The following is a 17,147-nucleotide window of genomic DNA, read 5'->3' as shown; positions in this document are numbered from 1 at the left end:
CGGGTCGGAGGCGGGGTGGGCCCCGCGCTCTGTCCTGACGACGAATGAGGATCCGTCCGATCGACACGATCACGCGCTTTTTTCGGACGCGAGCCGGGAGACCCGTCTCAGCTCCCGGTCCATTCCGCCGGGCGCTTGGCCACGAAGGCCGCGACGCCCTCGTGGAAATCGTTGCTGCCATAACATTCGCGCACGAGATCGTCGCCGTCGACCTCGATCGCCTGAAGGATGCGCCGGATCGCCTCCTTGGTGACCCGCATGGTGACCGGCGCATGGCTGGCGAGCCGCGCCGCGATTTCGGCGACGCGCGCGTCGAGGGCCTCGGCTTCCACCATGTCGACGAGGAAGCCGGCGTCGCGCGCCTCGATGGCCGGGATCATCTCGGCCATCAGCAGGATGCGCTTGGTGCGGGCAACGCCCAGTTCGGCGACCAGGCGGGCGTAATTGGCGGTCGACAGGCAATTGCCCAGCGTCCGCGCGATCGGGATGCCGAACTGCGCGGTCGGCGTGCCGATGCGCAGGTCGCAGCAGGCGGCGATCGCCAGGCCGCCGCCGACGCACCAGCCGTCGACCACCGCCAGCGTCGGGATCGGCAGCGTCTCGAGTGCGGTCAGGATCGCTTCGATGCGCGCCTCATAGGCTATGCCGTCCTCGCCGGTGGTGAAGGCCTGGAACTGGTGGATGTCGGTGCCGGCGATGAAGGCCTTGCCGCCGGCGCCCCGGAACGTCGCCGCCCGCAGGCTCCGGTCGGCGCGCATGGTCGCGCAGATCTCGGCCAGTTGCTCGTACATCGTCCAGGTCATGGCGTTGCGCGCCTGCGGCCGGTCGAAGACGACATGGGCGATCGCGCCCTCGCGGGTGAAACGGACGGTTCCCTGGTCCATGCGAACTGACTTTCTCTTGCGGCCTGCGATTGTGATTCAGAGACGGAAACCTAAGGCACGATCGCCCCGGACAGAACCGTCATGTGTGTTGCATATCGGTTGGCCGTCCTTCGAGGCTCGCGCAAGGGCGCGAGCACCCCACGCAAAAGCGGAGCTTTTGCTAGGGATGAGGTGTGTAGAGTATGGCATCCAGGGCGGTGTAAAATGCGCGGCGCCACCCGAGCTTCGTGAGCAACATCAGTGCCATACGCTGCTTGCCTCATCCTGAGGCGTGAGCGCTCTTGCGTGAGCCTCGAAGGACGGCTGACCGTCGTGCAATACTAGGCGATGGCCCTAATCCCGGTTCGCCAGATCCCAAAGCACATCGGCGAGAACCTGGGTTCCGGCGGTGAGGTGCTCAGGTTCCGCCCATTCCGCCGGATTGTGCGAAATGCCGCCACGGCAGGGCACGAAGATCATGCCGGCCGGGCAGACATAGTGCAGCTGGCGGGCGTCATGGCCGGCGGCCGAATAGACGTCCATGGCCGGAATGTCCAGCGCCTGGGCGGCCTTGCCGATGGCCGCGCGGATCTCTTGGGCGAAATTCAGCGAGGGCGAATGCTGGATCTGCTTCAGCTCGACCGCGCAGGGCCCGCGCTCGGCCTCGACGATGCGCCGGATCTCGCCGTCGACCCGGTCGACAATCCGGTTGTCGGGATGGCGCAGGTCGATCGAGAAGAACGCCTCCGCCGGCACCACCGAAGGCGCGTTCGGCGTCACCTGCATGAGCCCGACAGTCAGCAGCGTATCGGCCGGCTCCATGGCCGCCTGGTCCATGGCGGCGATCATACGGACCGCCGCCATCAGCGCGTCGCGCCGGTCGGCCCGCAGCGCCGTGCCGGCATGGGCGGCTTCGCCCGTCACCTTGACCCGATAGCGGCGGGTACCCTGGATACCGGTGACGATCCCTAAGGGAATGCCGGCCGCCTCCAGCACCGAGGCCTGCTCGATATGCGGTTCGACATAGGCCGCGATCGAAAGGCCGAAGGGCCGGAGCGGCACGTCCTGGTCGCCGGCCAGGATCGCGGCCACGGCATCGGCGATCGAGACGCCCTGAGCGTCGCGGATCGGCAGCACCTGGTCGAGCGTCTTGGTGCCGGTGAACACATCCGAGCCGGTCATACCCGGCGCGAAGCGCGACCCCTCTTCATTGGTCCAGGCGACGATCTCGATCGGACGCAGCGGCCGCTCGCCGCGCGCCACCATGGCCTCGACCGCTTCGAGCGCCGCCAGCACGCCGAACACGCCATCGAACTTGCCGCCGGTCGGCTGGGAATCGATATGCGAGCCGGCGACGACGGGTGTCAGCGTCGGATCGCGGCCTTCGTAACGCAGAAATAGATTGGCGATGCCGTCGGTAAAGGGCGTCAGGCCGATCCGGCGGCCCCAGGCGATCACCTGGGCGCGCGCTTCGCCCTCGATCGCCGAGAGCGTGGGCCGGTCGACGCCGCCGTCGTCACGGGCGCCGAACCGGGCGAGCTCCATGTGGCGGTCCCACAGGCGCTGCCCGTCGACCGCATCGGAGGTTCTGGAAACGGTCATGCCATGCCTCAATTGGTCCGCATGATCTGGGCCGGGTTGGCGCGCGGGTCGCGCGGCCCCCATTGGCCGGCCTCGACCTGGCCGATGAACTCGGCCACCAGGCGATTGAACAGCTCCGGCTCCTCGAGGTTCAGCGTGTGGCCGGTCTTCGGCAGCACGGCGAGGCCCGAGCGCGGAATGGCGCGCTTCAGGAACAGGCCGGGCTGGATGCAATGGTCGTCCTCGTCGCCGGTCATGACCAGCACGGGCACGTCGAGCCTGGCGAACTGGGCTTCGAGGTCATAAAGCGAAGGCCGGCGCATCTGCACGCCGCGCATGGTATTGGCGGCGCCCAGCGCATCGTGCTGGCCGAGCCGGTCGGCGAACAACTGCCAGCCGCGCGGATCCTTGATCTGGAACTGCACGCGCGAGGCGCCCTCGGCATAGACTGGGGCGAAGTCTTTCGCGCCGCGCTCCTGGAAATTGCGCGCGACCTGTTCGGAAATGCCCTTGAAATAGTCCTCATGGGCCTTTTCAGCGCCATAACCGGCGCCGGCCGCAACCACCGACAGCACGCGGCCGGGATGGCGCAGCGCCGCATGCAGCGAGGCGAAGCCGCCCATCGACAGGCCCACGACATGGGCCTTGTCGATGCCTTCGGCTGTCAGCACGTCGATAATGTCGTCGGCGGCGCGCGCCTGCGAATAGCTCTCGACATCGGCGGGCACGTCCGAGGGCCGGTAGCCGCGCGCGGCAAAGGTGATGCAGCGGTGGCGCCGGGCGAAGGCGTTCATTTGCGGCTCCCAGCTCCAATGGCTGCCGCCGAATTCGTGGACGAAGATGATCGGCGTGCCCTGGCCGGCCGTTTCGTAGAACAGGCGGATGCCGTCGCTGGTGGTCGCAAAAGCCATGGGAGAGCCCTCAGATCACGGAACGCCGCGAGGCGATGCCGCCGTCGACGGTGAAGATGGCGCCGGAGGTATAGCCGGAGCGGTAGGAGGCCAGGAACACGATGAGGTCGGTCACCTCATGGATATGGGCCGGCCGCTTCAGCGGATAGCGCTGCTGCAGCTCTTCGTAGCGATCGGCGTCGCCGAGCCAGTCCTTCGCCCGCTTCTTCAGCATGTTGTAGATGCGGTCGGTGTCGACCGGACCGGGATTGACCCCGACCACGCGGATATTGTCGTCGAGCGAATGGCCGCCCATGGCGCGGGTGAAGGCCATCAGGCTGGCATTGCCGGTGGTGCCGGCGACATAGGCCGGGTCGAAGACCTCGCCGCCATTGCCGATATTGTTGATGATGACACCACCGCCCTGCGCCTTCATGCGCGGATAGACCGCGCGGGTCAGGTTGATATAGCCGAGCACTTTCAGCTCCCAGCCGGAGCGCCACTTGGCCTCGTCGACATCCCAGAGCGAGCCGCTCGGGATGACGCCGGCATTGTTGACGAGCACGTCGATGTCGCCGACGGCCGCTACCAGCGTCTCGACCGCGCCGGGCACCGTCATGTCCATGGCATGGGTGGTGACGGCGACGCCGTGCCCGGCCTCCAACTCACGCTTCAAGGCGTCCAGCCGGTCGCCCGAACGCGCTACGACATGCAGGTTGCAGCCTTCTTCCGCGAAGGAGCGGGCGAGCCCCTCGCCGATCCCCTGCGAGGCGCCCGTGATCAGCACCGTCTTGCCTTTGAGCCCGAGGTCCATTTTTCGAAATCTCCGTATTGAGAGTGGTGTCTGCGCGGCGAGGGCGCCGCTTAGTGGTGTCGGCCTTCGTTCCGCAGGGCGAATTTGGCTTGATGCGCGGACCTTGAAGTTTCACCCGAGAACCACCGCCTCAACCTCTCCCCGGTGGGGAGAGGTCGGCCGAAGGCCGGGAGAGGGGGCGAGGCGCTCTCCGAGCAGGCACCATGCGAAACCGGCGAAGCGTTTTCGGTGGGATCTATTCCCCCTCTCCCGGCGCTCACGCGCCGACCTCTCCCCGCCGGGGAGAGGTGAAGAGGTGCCTTCGGGAGACGCAGAGCGGACCCGGGGTGGTTGTTGGCTGCAGGCTCTGCAAAGGCGGCCATACGCGAAGACCTCGGGGCAATCCGGTCAGAACAGCTTGACGGCTTCGTTGCGACCGCGGGCCTCTTCGACCAGGCGCGGCAGCAGCGCGACGAATTCCTCGACCCAGGCGGTCGGCACGCTGGTGCTGACCTTGACGAAGCGATCGCCGAAGGTCGGCGTGTGATAGGCGCCCTGGCGGATCATGATGTCGTGCTGCTGATAGGCCGCGACCAGCGCCTCGGGTTTCACGCCGGCGCGCTCGCATTCCAGGACGATGAAATTGCCGTTGGACGGATAGACCGGCATGGCGAGGCCGGGGATCCGGTCCGAGGCCTCCTTGATCAGCTTCTGGTTCGCCCGCTGCTGCGCCAGCACGCCCGGGAACCATTCGTCCTTGATCTTGAGACCGGCGAGCGCCGCGCGCTGCGACAGGATGTTGGAGCCGAGATTGTTCGGCGGCGCGGCGGAGAGTTTTTCGATGATGTCGGGATGGGCGACCACGGCGCCGACCCTGAGCCCTGCGAAACCCAGCCATTTCGAGAAGCTGTAGATGGTGATGGTGCGCTCAGGGTATCGGGCCGCGGCGAGTGTGTGGTCATAGGCGAAATGCCGATAGGTGCAGTCGTGGATCAGATAGGCACCGGCGGCTTTGGTCGCGGCCACGATGCCGTCGATCTCGGCCGGCGTGCAGGCCGAGCCGAGCGGATTGTTCGGATCGACCAGGTAGACCACCTTGGTCTTCGGCGTGATGGCGGCGGCCAGCCGTTCCGGCGCCAGCCGATAGCCGTGCTCCGCGCCATAGATCGGGATTTGCGTCACCGTCGCGCCGACCGAGCGGGCAAAGGCCATCGGCCAGTTCCAGGTCGGGTCGGTGGTGATGAACTCGTCGCCGGGTCCGAGCAGGGTGTGGCAGACATGGTAGAGCGAGGCGACCGCGCCGTCCGACAAGAGCGCCGCCTGACCCGATAGCCCTAGATCGGCGACGATGCCGTGGCGCAGCTCTTCGAGGCCGGCCGGTGGTGCGTAGATGTGGAACTCCTCGTCGCGGATGCATTTCTCCATCGCCGCGGTGACGGCGGGATGCGGCGTCGCGTGATTGGTGTTCTGGCCCATCCAGCGCAGGCCCGGCGTGTTCACCAGCCGGTCGAAATGGGCGTTCCTGACCTCGAACGGTTTCATCGTGTCTCCGTACATGGTGGACGATCTGGCATAATGAGGTGCCATCTCGCTCTTTGTTCGAGCCAAATATGCACTATTCTGGCATGCCGGATAGCTCAAAAAACGCGCAGTCAGCAAAAATATTATGCCAAGATTGATTTCTGGCATAATGAGGCTTGCGTGGCGGGGCAAAGGCAGTGATGGTTGCGTCTTGGGTGTAGAGGGGATCTCACCGCATGACCGACGGGTTTGGGAGAAGTCGTATGCTGTCACGCCGAAATGCTCTGAAAGGTCTGGGTGCCGCCGCGGTCGCCGCCGGCGGCCTGAAGCTCGCCGCGCCCGCCATCGCCCAGGGCGCGAGCAAGGTATCGTTCACCACCTCGTGGATCCCGGAGGGGCCGAACCTCTTCGCCTATGTCGCCCGCGACAAGGGGTTCTGGAAAAATGCCGGCCTCGACGTCAGCGTCGCCCGCGGCTCGGGTTCGGGTTCCGCGGCCCAGGCGGTCAGTGCCGGCACCTTCGATTTCGGCATGGCGGCGACGCCGACCGTGATCATCCAGGCGGCCAAGAAACTGCCGATCACCTGTATCGGCCAGATCAATTACGATGCGCTGATGGGGGTTGGCGTGCTCGCCGCCTCGCCGATCCGCACGCCGAAAGACCTGGAAGGCAAGAAGCTCGGCGCCAGCGTCTCGTCGGGCGAATATCCCTTCATGCCGCTTTATGCCGAAAAGGCCGGCTTCGACCTCGCCAAGGTGCAGATCGTCCAGGTCGACGGCAAGGTGCGCGAGCGCACTCTGGTCGAGAAGCAGGTCGATGCGGTCTCCGCCTTCGCCACCAGCACGGTGCCCTCGCTCGCGCCGCTCGGCACCGACGTGCGCTTCATGCTGTTTTCCAGCGTCGGCATCGAATTCTATGGCCAGTCGCTGACCACCCAGCCAGCGCGCATCGAGAAGGACCGCGCGCTGTGCGAAGCCTTCGTCCAGGGCGCGATGGAAGCGATCCGCTTCACCCTGACCAATTTCGACGAATCCATCGACATCTTCCTGAAGGCCAATAGCGAGGTCGCGATCTCGTCCACCGGCAAGGACTATTCCCGCATCGGCCTCGGCCTCACCAACCTGACCAACCTGGTGCCCGAGGTGAAGGACAAGGGGCTGGGTTACGCCGACCCGCAAAAGGTCGCCACCATGGCCGACCTCGTGCTGAAATATGCCGCCGGCGAGGGCGCCACCCGGCCCGATCTGGGGGCGCTGTTCACCAATGCCTTCGCCGGCAAGATCAAGCTGACCGCGGCCGAGCTGGCAACCGCCGAACGCACCGCAGCGGCCTACCGCAAATATGTCGGCTGATCACGCGCAAGACGTGCCAGAAGGGAAGAACGCGATGTTGGCCTTGGCAACGAAAGCGGAGCTCATGCCGCCACGGGAGTCGCTGGTTTCCGTCAGCGGGGTACAGAAAACCTATTTCACCCGCCAGTCGCCGATCCAGGCCGTGGCCTCGGCCTCGGTCGATGTCGCCAGGGGCGAATTCGTTTCGCTCCTGGGGCCCTCGGGCTGCGGCAAGAGCACGCTTCTGATGATGATCGCCGGCCTGGAACGGCCGACGGCGGGCACGATCCACCTGCACGGCTCGCCGGTGGTCAATCCGCGCCGCGACATCGGCATCATCTTCCAGGACGCCACCTTGCTGCCCTGGAAGAGCACGCTGGAAAACGTGCTGTTTCCCATCCAGATCCTGAAGCTGCCGATGGAGAAATACCGCGATCGGGCCCGCGAGCTGATCGCCATGGTCGGGCTGACCGGCTTCGAGCACAAGAAGCCGGCGGAATTGTCCGGTGGCATGCGCCAGCGCGTCGCCATTTGCCGGGCGCTGATCCATGACCCCGACATTCTCCTGATGGACGAGCCGTTCAGCGCTCTCGACGCCATCACCCGTGATCAGATGAACGTCGCGCTCTCGGAGATCCTGGAGACCTACAAGAAGACCGTCATTTTCGTCACCCATTCGATCCGCGAGGCGGCCTTCCTGTCCGATCGGGTGGTGGTCATGGGCGGCCGCCCCTCGACCATCATCCTCGACATGAAGATGCCGTTCCCGCGCCCGCGCCGCTTCGAGATCGAGGAGACCCAGGAGTTCAGCCAGGTCTGCCGGACGCTGCGCCTGACCATCGAGGCCGCCCACGGCCATCCGCCAGCCGCCAAGCCGTCATCCGGCTCGGCCGTCATCGAGTGAGGTCCACCATGGCCACCGCCACCATCGGCACGGAGACCGGCGCCGTTATCCCCAGCGTCAATGCCGGCCAGACCGCCGCGGGCCTGCGCAGCATTCTGCTGCCGCTCGGCCTCGCCTTCATCGTGCTGGCCGCCTGGCAGCTCTACGTTACCCTCGGCAATATCCCCTCGGTGATCCTGCCCTCGCCGATCTCGATCGCCCGCTATATCGTCGCCCGCTACGACATCCTGCTCATGCATGCGATCCCGACCACGCTGGAATCGGCGGCCGGCTTCGTGCTCGCTTTGGTGCTGGGCATCGTGCTCGCCATCATCATCACCTATTCGCGGGTGGCCCATGAGGCGCTCTATCCGAACCTGATCTTCTTCCAGCTGATCCCGAAGATCGCGCTGGCGCCCCTGTTCATCATCTGGCTCGGCATCGGCTCGCAGTCGCGCATCGCCTTTTCCGTGTTCATCGCCTTCTTTCCGGTGGTGATCGCCACCACGGCGGGCTTTCTCAGCGTCGACAAGGGCATGCTCCGGCTCTGCCGCTCGCTCACCGCCACCGAATGGCAGGTGTTCACCTCCGTGCGCTTCCCCTCGGCCCTGCCGCATATCTTCTCGGGCGCCAAGATCGCCGTGACGCTCGCCATCATCGGCGTGATCATCGGCGAGTTCATCACCGCCCAGGCCGGCCTTGGCTATCTCATCATCTTCGCCACGGCGCGGGCCGATACCGAGGTTTCGATGGCGGCGATCGTGGTGCTTTGCATTTGCGGACTGCTGTTGTACGGCCTTGTCGCACTCGCGGAATCGATCGCGAACAGGTTTTACTCTTCGGATAGCCGATGAAGCCCCGTCTCGGCGCCCAGCGGAAGATCGGAACGGTGATGGCGTCCGAGGAACCGGAATCGCTTTCGGCCGAGGTCGTCCACCGGCTCGAGGAGGAAATCCTCAAGGGCCTCAGGCGTCCCGGCGACAAGCTCGACGAGCGCCAGCTCGCCGAGCAGTTCGGCATGTCGCGCACGCCGGTCCGCGAGGCGCTGCAGCGGCTGGCCGCCAGCGGGCTGGTCATTTCGCGCGGCCGGCAGGGCCTGCAGGTGGCCCAGCTGTCGCTTGCCGACCTGCTCGACGCCTTCTCGATCGTCGCCGAGCTCGAGGGCCTTGCTTCGGCCCAGGCCGCCCGGCGCATCCAGCCGGAGCAGCGCCAGCGCCTGCAGGCGGCGCACGCGGCCTGCGCGGAAGCGGCGCAAGCCGAAAATGTCGAGGCCTTCTACGAGGCCAATCTGGTGTTCCACGAGACCATCGCGGCCGCGAGCCACAACCGCATCCTGCAAGAGGAGCTGCGCCGGCTCACCCTGAAAATCTCGCCCTATCGCCGCACCATCACCTATCAGCCCGGCCGCATGCAGTCGTCGATCCCCGAGCATGGCCAGGTCATGGAGGCGATCCTGCGCGGCGACGGCGCCCAGGCGAGCCAACTCATGCGCGCCCATGTGACGCTGCTCGGAGAAGGTCTGTCCGACCTCCTGCATTTCCTGCGTTTTTCGGGTGATCACCACCTGCTGGGCGAATTGGCCTGAGGGGTGAGGGGGCAACAAACCCTCTCCCAAAGGGAGAGGGTGGCAGCGTCAGCTGCCGGGTGAGGGGCGTAGACGCGGAGAACTGACGCCGACGCCCACGCCGCAAAGAGCCTCATCCGGAGATGGACGACCCCTCACCCGGCGCCTGACGGCGCCACCCTCTCCTCTGGGAGAGGGTTGGTTCAGAAGCGCTTTTCGCTTCGCGGCGCGTCGCCGCGCCCCCCGCCATCACCCCTGGCGCGCGTCCTTTTCCACATTCGCCGCCAGGCGCCCCAGCAGCCCGCGCAGCATGTCGAGTTCGTCCTGCGCGAGGCCTTGGCGCAGCCGCGCATCATAGGCCATGGCCGCCTGGCGCAGCTGGTGGAACTTGGCCTGGCCGGCTTGCGTCAGCGCCACCTGGTGCACCCGCCGGTTGTCGGGCAGGCGGGTGCGGGTGACCAGCCCGGCCTTTTCCAGTCCGTTGAGATGGTGCGTCAGCGTCGGTCCCTGGACGCCGACGGTGGCAGCGAGGTCGGATTGGCTGTCATGGCCGCCGCGCATCAGGCCGAGCAGGATCAGCCATTCCGGCAGCGAGCCGCCGGCCGCGGTCAGGGTCTCGTCGAAGGCCCGGCCGACGGTCTTGGCAGTCTGGGCGAGCAGCAGTCCGATCGGAGCTTGGGTCGGTTTCATGGAACGATAGATAGACATCAAATGATTCGATGTCTATCATTTTCCGAAAGCGGTGTCCCGACCGACGGGGACGGGCGCCCGCCAGGCATGAAAGGATCGCCCCATGCAGATGCAATTGATCGCCTTGTTGACATTCCACGTGCTGGCCTCGGTGTTCTGGGCCGGCTCCACCTTTACCCTGGCGAGGCTCGGCGGCGTCGGTGCCGAGGCGCTGTTCCGGCCGCAAATGGGCGCAGCCGTGGTCGTGTTCCTTACCGGCATCGGCCTGTGGATGCTGGTCCATTCCGGCAGTCACGGGCCGTCAGAGCAGCTTCTCACGGCGGGGGCGGTAGCCGCGCTCGCGGCGGCCGGTGTCCAGGGCGCCCTTCGCCGCAAGCCAGCGCTTGCCCACCGGATCGCGGCCGGACTGCTGCTGGTGACCGCGGCGACCATGGCCGCGGCGCGTTATGCCGGCTGAGCCGGGCGTCCGGCGCGGCACGGCCGCCGCGCGGGCGTGACTGATCTTTGCTCGACAGGCTCCCCGGCGATTCAGAACCGGGGCGCCATCGTGCCGAGATGGCCGGGAGGCTCGCCCTGGTTTGCCGGCCTGATCGACCGGCATGGGCTGGGCGCCTGCTATCCCCAAAGGCGAGGTGCGACGGCCTGTTCGGCGGAGGCCGTCCGGGCCGCGTGGTACCCCGAAATCTCCCGGGCTCGCAGGAACTTTGACGGCCGTCTTAGAGTTGTTCCCGCGGGATTCTCATTGCTCCCGCGGGATTCTCTCGGGAATGCCGGATTGGCGTCCACACCTCACACAGAACGGATATTGGCCATGAACCGTCGAGCTCTGATCTTAGGCGCTCTCGCGACGATCCCCCTGGCGGCCTGCGCGGGTACCACCACCACCGAGCAGCGCATTGGCGGCGCCGCCGTCGGCGCCGGCACCGGCGCCGTGGTGGCGGGCCCGGTGGGGGCTGTCGTCGGCGGTGTCGGCGGCGCGGTTGTCGGACCGAGCGTGGTGCGGGGAACGCGGCGGGCGACCCGGCGTCGGCGCTATTATCGCCGCCGCCGCACCTGACGCCTGATCCGACCATCGGGCGGGGCGTCATCTGCAAGGAGAAGTCCGCTCCCTCGCGGGAGCGGGCTCGTCGACAGGTTGTGCGCGAGCGGACGACGTTCAGCGCACGCCGATCGAGCCGTTCGGGCTGACGATCAATGCCGTCGCCTCGCAGAGATTGACGCCCCAGCGGGTGAGCTCGCGGCCGTTCTCGTAGCGGACGCGGACGTCGAAGATGCAATAACCACGATGGATGTCGGGCGCCACGCGCATGCTGCCGCCGGGCGCAACCATGCTGTTGCCCAGGAGGTCGCGGCCGAACGAGCGATCGTCGCGATTGGTGGCGAAGACGCTGTAGATCGGCGTGGTGCGCGAGGTGTTGACCACGTCGAACCAGCGCTGATAGCCGTCCCGGGCCTGCGCAGCACCGGAAAGGCCGCCGGCCAGGGCGAGCGCTGCGACGGCAAATGTAACGGTCTTCGAGAAGGACATGCGGATCTCCCTGAGGTTTTGCGAGACGCCGACCACCGGCTTCTTCTGGCCATGGTTGTGACCGCTGTTGCCCGGCCTCGGTATTGCGGCGGGTTGGGGCGGCTTGCCGAAGGTTTCGGCTGATGGTGGCGAAGAGGTCGGAGAGCCTCGCGTCTGCCTTGCTGGCGCCGCGGACATCGTCATGCTCTGTTGCGCGCCTCCCCCATCGCGCAGGACGTTTCGACCCATGCCGCAGAACCGACCGCATTTCGACAGTGGCCAGACCGTCGCCGTGGCCGTGGCGGTGGCCTTCCGCCAGTTCGCCGAGGCGGTCGCCACCGCCGACCGTGCATTGGCGGTGGCAGCGCTGGAAGTGACCGAACGTCTGACCTTCGAGACGTTGGCCGGCCGCTATGTCAGCGAGGCTGACCGCAAGGCGGTGGCGAAGCTGATCGCGCAAACGGTCGCGGAGATCAGGGCGAAGGCCGGGGCGCTCTGAAAGACGGGCTTTGCCGCGCCGGCCCATTGTGACGCCGCCAATGTCATGCATTCTGCCGGGTGGATGGCTCCGGGTCGGGGCCGCGTCGGTCCGAGGAGGTGCGCGCGTGGTGGAAACAATCGTGATCGGCGGGCTGCGGCTGGAGTTCCTGCAGAGCAAGGACGATACCGGCGGCAGCCTCGACATGTTCAGGATGACGGTTGAGCCGAACGCCCGGATGCCGGTTCCGCATTTTCATGAGAGCTGGGACGAAACCGTCTGCGGGATCAGCGGAGTCTTGAATTTCCACATTGATGGCCAGGACATCGCCGTTGGGCCCGGCCAGTCCGTCTTCATCCGGCGCGGTGTCGTCCATGGTTTCGGCAATCGGACCCAGGCGCCCGCGACCTGCTTGTGCATGCTCACGCCAGGCGTGCTCGGGCCCGGCTATTTTCGCGAAGTGGCGGCACTGATCGCCGCTGGCGCGCCGGACCCGGCGCGCATGAGGGAGATCATGCTGCGCCACGGGCTTGTGCCGGTCACGGCCGGGGCATGAGCCCTGGGGCGTCGGCCCGCGCGATCGCAGCGGCCGAGCGACAGGCGCAACGGCCGGCGCGGCGCTGATGCGTGCCGGGCCTCGGCCGTCGTCGGCCGCCACCCGAAAGACAGAGGCGTGAACGGCCGGTCGGCATTGATAATGCCGGCCGCCGCATCTATTGACCTTGCTTCGCGTTACGGCGAGACGGCGACAGACAGCCCTCGGCCCGACGAAGCAGTCCCGCTCGAGCGAGCGGGCGCGGGGCTTCGCGTCCCTTCAAAGCAAACAGCCACCCAAAGGTTCTTCGTGTCCACCCTTGATGAAAAGCTTGAGCCGATCTTCGCAGAAGTGCTTCGCCGCAATCCGGGCGAGGTCGAGTTTCACCAGGCTGTGCGCGAGGTCCTCGACAGCCTCGGCGCGGTCATCGCGAAACATCCGGACTATGCCGATGCGGCGCTGATCGAGCGGATCTGCGAACCGGAGCGGCAGATCATTTTCCGCGTGCCGTGGGTGGACGACAAGGGACAGGTGCAGATCAATCGCGGCTTCCGGGTCGAGTGCAACTCGGCTCTCGGCCCCTACAAAGGCGGCCTGCGGTTCCATCCCAGCGTCTATCTCGGCATCATCAAGTTTCTCGGCTTCGAGCAGGTGTTCAAGAACGCGCTGACCGGCATGCCGATCGGTGGCGGCAAGGGCGGCTCCGATTTCGACCCGAAGGGCCGGTCGGAAGGCGAGGTCATGCGGTTCTGCCAATCGTTCATGACCGAGCTCTACCGCCACATCGGCGAATATACCGACGTGCCGGCCGGTGACATCGGCGTCGGCGGGCGCGAGATCGGCTTCATGTTCGGCCAGTACAAGCGCATCACCAACCGCTACGAATCCGGCGTGCTCACCGGCAAGGGCCTGATGTGGGGCGGCAGCCAGGTGCGTAAGGAAGCCACCGGCTATGGCGCGGTCTATTTCGTCGAGGAAATGCTGCGCTCGCGCGGGCACGGCTTCGACGGCCGCAAGGTGGTCGTCTCCGGCTCCGGCAACGTCGCGATCTATACGATCGAAAAGGCCCACCAGCTCGGCGGCCGGGTCATCGCCTGTTCGGATTCCGGCGGTTATGTCGTCGAGGAGGCGGGGCTCGACCTGGCTCTGCTCAAGGAGATCAAGGAAAAGCGGCGCGGCCGCATAGCCGACTATGCCGCCGCGCGCGGCAAGGGCGCGATCTATATGCCGGGCGGCCGGATATGGGACGTGCCTTGCGACATCGCCATGCCGTCGGCGACCCAGAACGAGCTGACCGGGCAGGATGCGCGCAAGCTGGTGAAGAACGGTGTGCTGGCGGTGGGTGAGGGCGCCAACATGCCCTGCACGCCGGAAGCGGTGCGTCTCTTCCTGGAGGCCAATGTCCTCTTCGGTCCCGGCAAGGCGGCCAATGCCGGCGGCGTCGCGACCAGCGCGCTGGAAATGCAGCAGAACGCGTCGCGCGACTCGTGGAGCTTCGAGACCACCGAAACCCGGCTTGCGGCGATCATGCGCGGCATCCACGACCGTTGTGCCGCGACCGCCGAGGAATATGGCTCGCCGGGCAATTACGTCGTCGGTGCCAATATCGTCGGCTTCATCCGCGTCGCCGAATCCATGCGCGCCTTCGGTATCATCTGATCATAGGCCGGCGCGTTCAGACCGGCGTATGACGAGGGCGTTCGGCGCGCCAGCGCCCACCGTCCGGCCGGATATGCCGCCGCAGGCTCCTGCGGCGGCCGGCGAGCACCGATCGGCTCGTGCGGTCTCCCCGTCGACCGCCAGGACGGCGCATCCCGCGGCATGCGCATTATTTCCTTGAGCCGTCCTGCTTCGCCACGTTCTGTTTCATCGGCATCGTCGTCCAGCGCGAAGTGACGCTCTGGCTCGCGGTCGGCAGCGGCCAGAGCCCGCTACTCGTGCAACTGCTCCAGCCAGACCGGAAAGGCCAGCCGCTCCGGGCTTGTCCCATAGCGGACGTCGGCCGTCCGGCCGCCCGCCGGCATCGCGAGACCGACGCCGCGGATCTCCCGGGGCGGGTAGCCGAAGCGCTTGCGGAAGGCCCGGCTGAAATGGGCTTCGCTGGTCATGCCGTGGTCGTGGGCGATCTCGGCGATCAGGCGCTGCTCGGCCGGGTCGGCCAGTATGGCGTGGATGCGCTCGAGCCGGCGGCCCTGGATATAACGCGCGACGCCGTTGAACGGGGCGAACAGCTGGTAGAGCGCCGATCGCGACAGGCCGAGCGCGGTGGCGAGCCGCGTCGACGAAAGGCCCGGGTCCGTGAGATTGGCGTCGATATAGCGTCGGGCCCGCAGCATCAGTGTCGCCTCGATCCGCGGTCGAGCGTCGTTCAGGCCCTCGCGCGTCGGGCGAAGACAGGCGGCGATCATCTGCTGGGTCGCGCGGGCAAAGAGGGGCGCCTGGCGTGCCGGTAGCGTCGGGGCGGCACGAATGAGCGACCAGGTGTGGTCGGCCAGGAGCTGGGCCATCGTCCCGCAAACCCGGACGCCGTGCAGCGCCTCGGCGCCTGGAACGAGCCGGGTCATGACGTCCCGCGGCAGGATGATGCAGGCGCCGTTCAGCGGCGCCATCGGCAAGGCCAGCGGCTGGCCGAGATCCTGGATGAGCACGGTGGGCGCGCCATGGGGTGCCGCGGCAGGGTCGTTCAGGCCTAGGACGAAGTGATCGAGGCCGTCGGCGTGGATCTTGGCCGGCGAGCGATGATAGGCCAGCGCATCGACGCGCATCACGCCGAGGACCAGCGGGCCGAGATGGATGCCCATGGCCATGCCCGAGAAATCGGCCGGTCCGCTCGACGGCGATGGCTCGACCTCGTAGAGGCCGGCGACAGCCTCGCGCCACGCCGCGAAGCCCTCGCCTGCGGGCAAGGTCTCGGTGGCGAAGCGGGCAATGGGCAAAGGCGAGGCTGTCATGTGGGACCTGAATGCTGCTGGCCGCAGTCCGGGCCCGGCGCCCGACGGAGCTGGCGCCCGGGCCCGGAGCTCATGCCGGGGAGCTCCACGCTTGGCAAGGCGGAACTGAACGGGGCTTTGCCCGGATCAGCCCGGCACCCAATTGCCATGAAAGCCGAACGGCACGCGCCGCGGCATGGCCGCGCTGGCGATCGGGCCGCGGGCCACGTCCAGGGCGTCGAACACCAGCAGGTCGCTGCGGTTCTCGGCCGCCCGCCAGACCACGGCGGTCAGCCAGCCTTCGCCTTCCGCCGCTTCGGGCGTGCGTGGCGCGAACACCGCTTCCGAGGTCAGGTCACCCACCGGCAGCTCATGGAGCTGGCGCCGGCCGGTCGCCTTGTCGAGATGGGCAATGGCGTTCAGCCGCAACGGCTCGCTGGCGTTCAACCCCCTGGTATCGGCGGCGTACCAGCCATGGCGATAGGGGAGCCCCGTCCGCCGTTCGTCGAAACGGGGAAATTCGCCGTCGAGATCGTCGAGCGGCTCCTGGCGGATCGCGTCGGAATCATCCGAGAGATCGAGAGTCCAGCGCCAGAGACGCGCCATGCCATGCTCGCCGGGCGAGCCGTCGGCGAGCGGGAACAAGGGGGCCGCATCGTAGCGGAACAGGTCGGCGACGATCTTGCCGTCCTCTTCCCAGGCATTCATCGGGTGGAAAACGTGGCAGGCCTGGGTGTTGAACCAGCGGATGGTCGAGACCTCGGCATCCCGGCGCATCACACCGACATGGGCCGGGCGCGCCGGCTCCCAGGCGATCGGCGGCAGGCCGCGCATCGCCCGCTCCAGGCTGCCGGTCAGCGGCAGCACCGGGAACAGCACATGGTTCTCGGTGACCATGAAATCGTGCATCATCGATGAATAGGGCGCTTCGAAATCGTCGCGCCGGATCACCTTGCCGGTCCGGTCGGTGACGCCGTAGCTGACGCGATTGCTCAGCGGCCGGTCGCCGACGCCATAAGCGAACCAGACCATCTCGCCGGTTTTCGGGTCGATCTTGGGATGAGCCGTCACCTGGCCGCGATAGTCGGGCGCATAGCCGCGCGATGCCAGGCTATCATGCGTCATCTCGAACGGCGGATAGGCCTCGTTCAGCGCCAGCAGCCGGCCGCCATGGCTGACGATATTGGTATTGGCGGTGCCGGCGTCCCGGCCCTGCGCCAGGGGATCGTTGAGCCGGGGATTGAAGCCGGCAAACAGCGCCCGCCCGGCCTCATGTTCCAATTGCCATTTCGGCGTCCGGACATAGCGGTTGCGGCAGGTCACCCGGCCGTCTTCGATGCGGAACGCATGGACCATGCCGTCGCCGGTGAACCAGTGATAGGCAGGATCGATCGGCGCGAATTGCGGATTCGGGCCGACGCGATAGAGCGTGCCGCGCAGTTCCCTCGGGATCTCGCCGGTGACCGACAGGACGAAATCGTCCTCGGAGCGGATCGGCGCGAAATTGCCGTCGAGATAGGGATTGGTGGGAAGCTTGGCATTCATTGGCAGGTCTCCAGGACGCTGGTGCTCGGCCTCATG

At 66.9% G+C, this 17,147-nt stretch carries 18 protein-coding genes; 9 read left to right on the top strand and 9 right to left on the bottom strand.

Annotated features, from left to right (window positions below; translation table 11 throughout):
* Positions 1-107: 107 nt before the first annotated feature.
* From AC07WJ_RS27405 to AC07WJ_RS27385, 5 genes are all read right to left on the bottom strand, one after another.
* Positions 108-884, bottom strand: coding sequence for an enoyl-CoA hydratase/isomerase family protein (locus AC07WJ_RS27405; protein ID WP_494937858.1), 777 nt, complete (start codon positions 882-884; stop codon positions 108-110).
* A gap of 333 nt (positions 885-1,217) precedes the next feature.
* Positions 1,218-2,465 (bottom strand): M20 family metallo-hydrolase, encoded by a 1,248-nt coding sequence (locus AC07WJ_RS27400; RefSeq protein WP_494937857.1) that lies wholly within the window; start codon positions 2,463-2,465, stop codon positions 1,218-1,220.
* Between the two features lie 8 nt (positions 2,466-2,473).
* On the bottom strand, positions 2,474-3,355 hold the full coding sequence (locus tag AC07WJ_RS27395) for an alpha/beta fold hydrolase (protein WP_494937856.1): 882 nt from the start codon (positions 3,353-3,355) through the stop codon (positions 2,474-2,476).
* 10 nt (positions 3,356-3,365) lie between these two features.
* Entirely contained in the window at positions 3,366-4,148 is a 783-nt protein-coding gene (locus AC07WJ_RS27390) for an SDR family oxidoreductase (protein ID WP_494937855.1), read from the bottom strand.
* Positions 4,149-4,535: 387 nt separating this feature from the next.
* On the bottom strand, positions 4,536-5,669 hold the full coding sequence (locus AC07WJ_RS27385; RefSeq protein ID WP_494937854.1) for a pyridoxal phosphate-dependent aminotransferase: 1,134 nt from the start codon (positions 5,667-5,669) through the stop codon (positions 4,536-4,538).
* Positions 5,670-5,911: 242 nt separating this feature from the next.
* Between AC07WJ_RS27385 and AC07WJ_RS27380 the strand changes: the two genes are divergently transcribed.
* The 4 genes from AC07WJ_RS27380 (at position 5,912) to AC07WJ_RS27365 (ending at position 9,447) form a co-directional block, all read left to right on the top strand.
* Positions 5,912-7,000, top strand: a complete 1,089-nt coding sequence (locus tag AC07WJ_RS27380) for an ABC transporter substrate-binding protein (RefSeq protein WP_494937853.1) — start codon at positions 5,912-5,914, stop codon at positions 6,998-7,000.
* Positions 7,001-7,064: 64 nt separating this feature from the next.
* Positions 7,065-7,883 carry an ABC transporter ATP-binding protein gene (locus tag AC07WJ_RS27375; RefSeq protein WP_494937852.1) on the top strand — a complete coding sequence of 273 codons (819 nt, stop codon included), beginning with the start codon at positions 7,065-7,067 and terminating at the stop codon, positions 7,881-7,883.
* Between the two features lie 8 nt (positions 7,884-7,891).
* Positions 7,892-8,716, top strand: a complete 825-nt coding sequence (locus AC07WJ_RS27370) for an ABC transporter permease (RefSeq protein ID WP_494937851.1) — start codon at positions 7,892-7,894, stop codon at positions 8,714-8,716.
* Positions 8,713-9,447 carry a GntR family transcriptional regulator gene (locus tag AC07WJ_RS27365; RefSeq protein WP_494937850.1) on the top strand — a complete coding sequence of 245 codons (735 nt, stop codon included), beginning with the start codon at positions 8,713-8,715 and terminating at the stop codon, positions 9,445-9,447. Before AC07WJ_RS27370 ends, AC07WJ_RS27365 begins: the two co-directional genes overlap by 4 nt.
* A gap of 228 nt (positions 9,448-9,675) precedes the next feature.
* Here AC07WJ_RS27365 and AC07WJ_RS27360 read toward each other — a convergent pair whose 3' ends face one another.
* The gene (locus AC07WJ_RS27360; RefSeq protein WP_494937849.1) at positions 9,676-10,134 is read right to left on the bottom strand and encodes a MarR family winged helix-turn-helix transcriptional regulator; all 459 of its coding nucleotides are present in this window, start codon (positions 10,132-10,134) and stop codon (positions 9,676-9,678) included.
* A gap of 85 nt (positions 10,135-10,219) precedes the next feature.
* Here AC07WJ_RS27360 and AC07WJ_RS27355 point away from each other — a divergent pair, with 85 nt between their 5' ends.
* Both AC07WJ_RS27355 and AC07WJ_RS27350 read left to right on the top strand, forming a co-directional pair.
* Positions 10,220-10,573: a hypothetical protein gene (locus AC07WJ_RS27355; RefSeq protein WP_494937848.1), complete on the top strand. Its 354-nt coding sequence runs from the start codon at positions 10,220-10,222 to the stop codon at positions 10,571-10,573.
* A gap of 354 nt (positions 10,574-10,927) precedes the next feature.
* Positions 10,928-11,173 (top strand): hypothetical protein, encoded by a 246-nt coding sequence (locus tag AC07WJ_RS27350; protein WP_494937847.1) that lies wholly within the window; start codon positions 10,928-10,930, stop codon positions 11,171-11,173.
* Positions 11,174-11,272: 99 nt separating this feature from the next.
* Here the strand turns inward: AC07WJ_RS27350 and AC07WJ_RS27345 are convergent, their stop codons facing one another.
* Positions 11,273-11,644: a hypothetical protein gene (locus tag AC07WJ_RS27345; protein ID WP_494937846.1), complete on the bottom strand. Its 372-nt coding sequence runs from the start codon at positions 11,642-11,644 to the stop codon at positions 11,273-11,275.
* A 226-nt stretch (positions 11,645-11,870) separates the two neighbouring features.
* Here AC07WJ_RS27345 and AC07WJ_RS27340 point away from each other — a divergent pair, with 226 nt between their 5' ends.
* The 3 genes from AC07WJ_RS27340 (at position 11,871) to gdhA (ending at position 14,295) form a co-directional block, all read left to right on the top strand.
* Positions 11,871-12,122: a hypothetical protein gene (locus AC07WJ_RS27340; protein WP_494937845.1), complete on the top strand. Its 252-nt coding sequence runs from the start codon at positions 11,871-11,873 to the stop codon at positions 12,120-12,122.
* Positions 12,123-12,243: 121 nt separating this feature from the next.
* Positions 12,244-12,657: a cupin domain-containing protein gene (locus AC07WJ_RS27335; RefSeq protein ID WP_494937844.1), complete on the top strand. Its 414-nt coding sequence runs from the start codon at positions 12,244-12,246 to the stop codon at positions 12,655-12,657.
* Between the two features lie 288 nt (positions 12,658-12,945).
* Entirely contained in the window at positions 12,946-14,295 is a 1,350-nt protein-coding gene (gdhA, locus tag AC07WJ_RS27330) for an NADP-specific glutamate dehydrogenase (protein ID WP_494937843.1), read from the top strand.
* 272 nt (positions 14,296-14,567) lie between these two features.
* Here gdhA and AC07WJ_RS27325 read toward each other — a convergent pair whose 3' ends face one another.
* Together AC07WJ_RS27325 and AC07WJ_RS27320 are read right to left on the bottom strand one after the other, a co-directional pair.
* Entirely contained in the window at positions 14,568-15,587 is a 1,020-nt protein-coding gene (locus tag AC07WJ_RS27325) for a helix-turn-helix domain-containing protein (RefSeq protein WP_494937842.1), read from the bottom strand.
* A gap of 126 nt (positions 15,588-15,713) precedes the next feature.
* Positions 15,714-17,111, bottom strand: coding sequence for a carotenoid oxygenase family protein (locus AC07WJ_RS27320; protein WP_494937841.1), 1,398 nt, complete (start codon positions 17,109-17,111; stop codon positions 15,714-15,716).
* Between the last annotated feature and the right edge of the window lie 36 nt (positions 17,112-17,147).

The sequence above is a fragment of the Phreatobacter sp. GW821-FHT04C01 genome (genome assembly GCF_059420385.1).
This window is presented reverse-complemented; position numbering and strand designations above follow the sequence as displayed.

Bases quoted from the DNA above. Each gene is read 5' to 3' on its own strand.
- AC07WJ_RS27405 (WP_494937858.1), bottom strand. From the start codon at position 884: ATGGACCAGGGAACCGTCCGTTTCACCCGCGAGGGCGCGATCGCCCAT.
- AC07WJ_RS27400 (WP_494937857.1), bottom strand. From the start codon at position 2,465: ATGACCGTTTCCAGAACCTCCGATGCGGTCGACGGGCAGCGCCTGTGG.
- AC07WJ_RS27395 (WP_494937856.1), bottom strand. From the start codon at position 3,355: ATGGCTTTTGCGACCACCAGCGACGGCATCCGCCTGTTCTACGAAACG.
- AC07WJ_RS27390 (WP_494937855.1), bottom strand. From the start codon at position 4,148: ATGGACCTCGGGCTCAAAGGCAAGACGGTGCTGATCACGGGCGCCTCG.
- AC07WJ_RS27385 (WP_494937854.1), bottom strand. From the start codon at position 5,669: ATGAAACCGTTCGAGGTCAGGAACGCCCATTTCGACCGGCTGGTGAAC.
- AC07WJ_RS27380 (WP_494937853.1), top strand. From the start codon at position 5,912: ATGCTGTCACGCCGAAATGCTCTGAAAGGTCTGGGTGCCGCCGCGGTC.
- AC07WJ_RS27375 (WP_494937852.1), top strand. From the start codon at position 7,065: ATGCCGCCACGGGAGTCGCTGGTTTCCGTCAGCGGGGTACAGAAAACC.
- AC07WJ_RS27370 (WP_494937851.1), top strand. From the start codon at position 7,892: ATGGCCACCGCCACCATCGGCACGGAGACCGGCGCCGTTATCCCCAGC.
- AC07WJ_RS27365 (WP_494937850.1), top strand. From the start codon at position 8,713: ATGAAGCCCCGTCTCGGCGCCCAGCGGAAGATCGGAACGGTGATGGCG.
- AC07WJ_RS27360 (WP_494937849.1), bottom strand. From the start codon at position 10,134: ATGTCTATCTATCGTTCCATGAAACCGACCCAAGCTCCGATCGGACTG.
- AC07WJ_RS27355 (WP_494937848.1), top strand. From the start codon at position 10,220: ATGCAGATGCAATTGATCGCCTTGTTGACATTCCACGTGCTGGCCTCG.
- AC07WJ_RS27350 (WP_494937847.1), top strand. From the start codon at position 10,928: ATGAACCGTCGAGCTCTGATCTTAGGCGCTCTCGCGACGATCCCCCTG.
- AC07WJ_RS27345 (WP_494937846.1), bottom strand. From the start codon at position 11,644: ATGTCCTTCTCGAAGACCGTTACATTTGCCGTCGCAGCGCTCGCCCTG.
- AC07WJ_RS27340 (WP_494937845.1), top strand. From the start codon at position 11,871: ATGCCGCAGAACCGACCGCATTTCGACAGTGGCCAGACCGTCGCCGTG.
- AC07WJ_RS27325 (WP_494937842.1), bottom strand. From the start codon at position 15,587: ATGACAGCCTCGCCTTTGCCCATTGCCCGCTTCGCCACCGAGACCTTG.
- AC07WJ_RS27320 (WP_494937841.1), bottom strand. From the start codon at position 17,111: ATGAATGCCAAGCTTCCCACCAATCCCTATCTCGACGGCAATTTCGCG.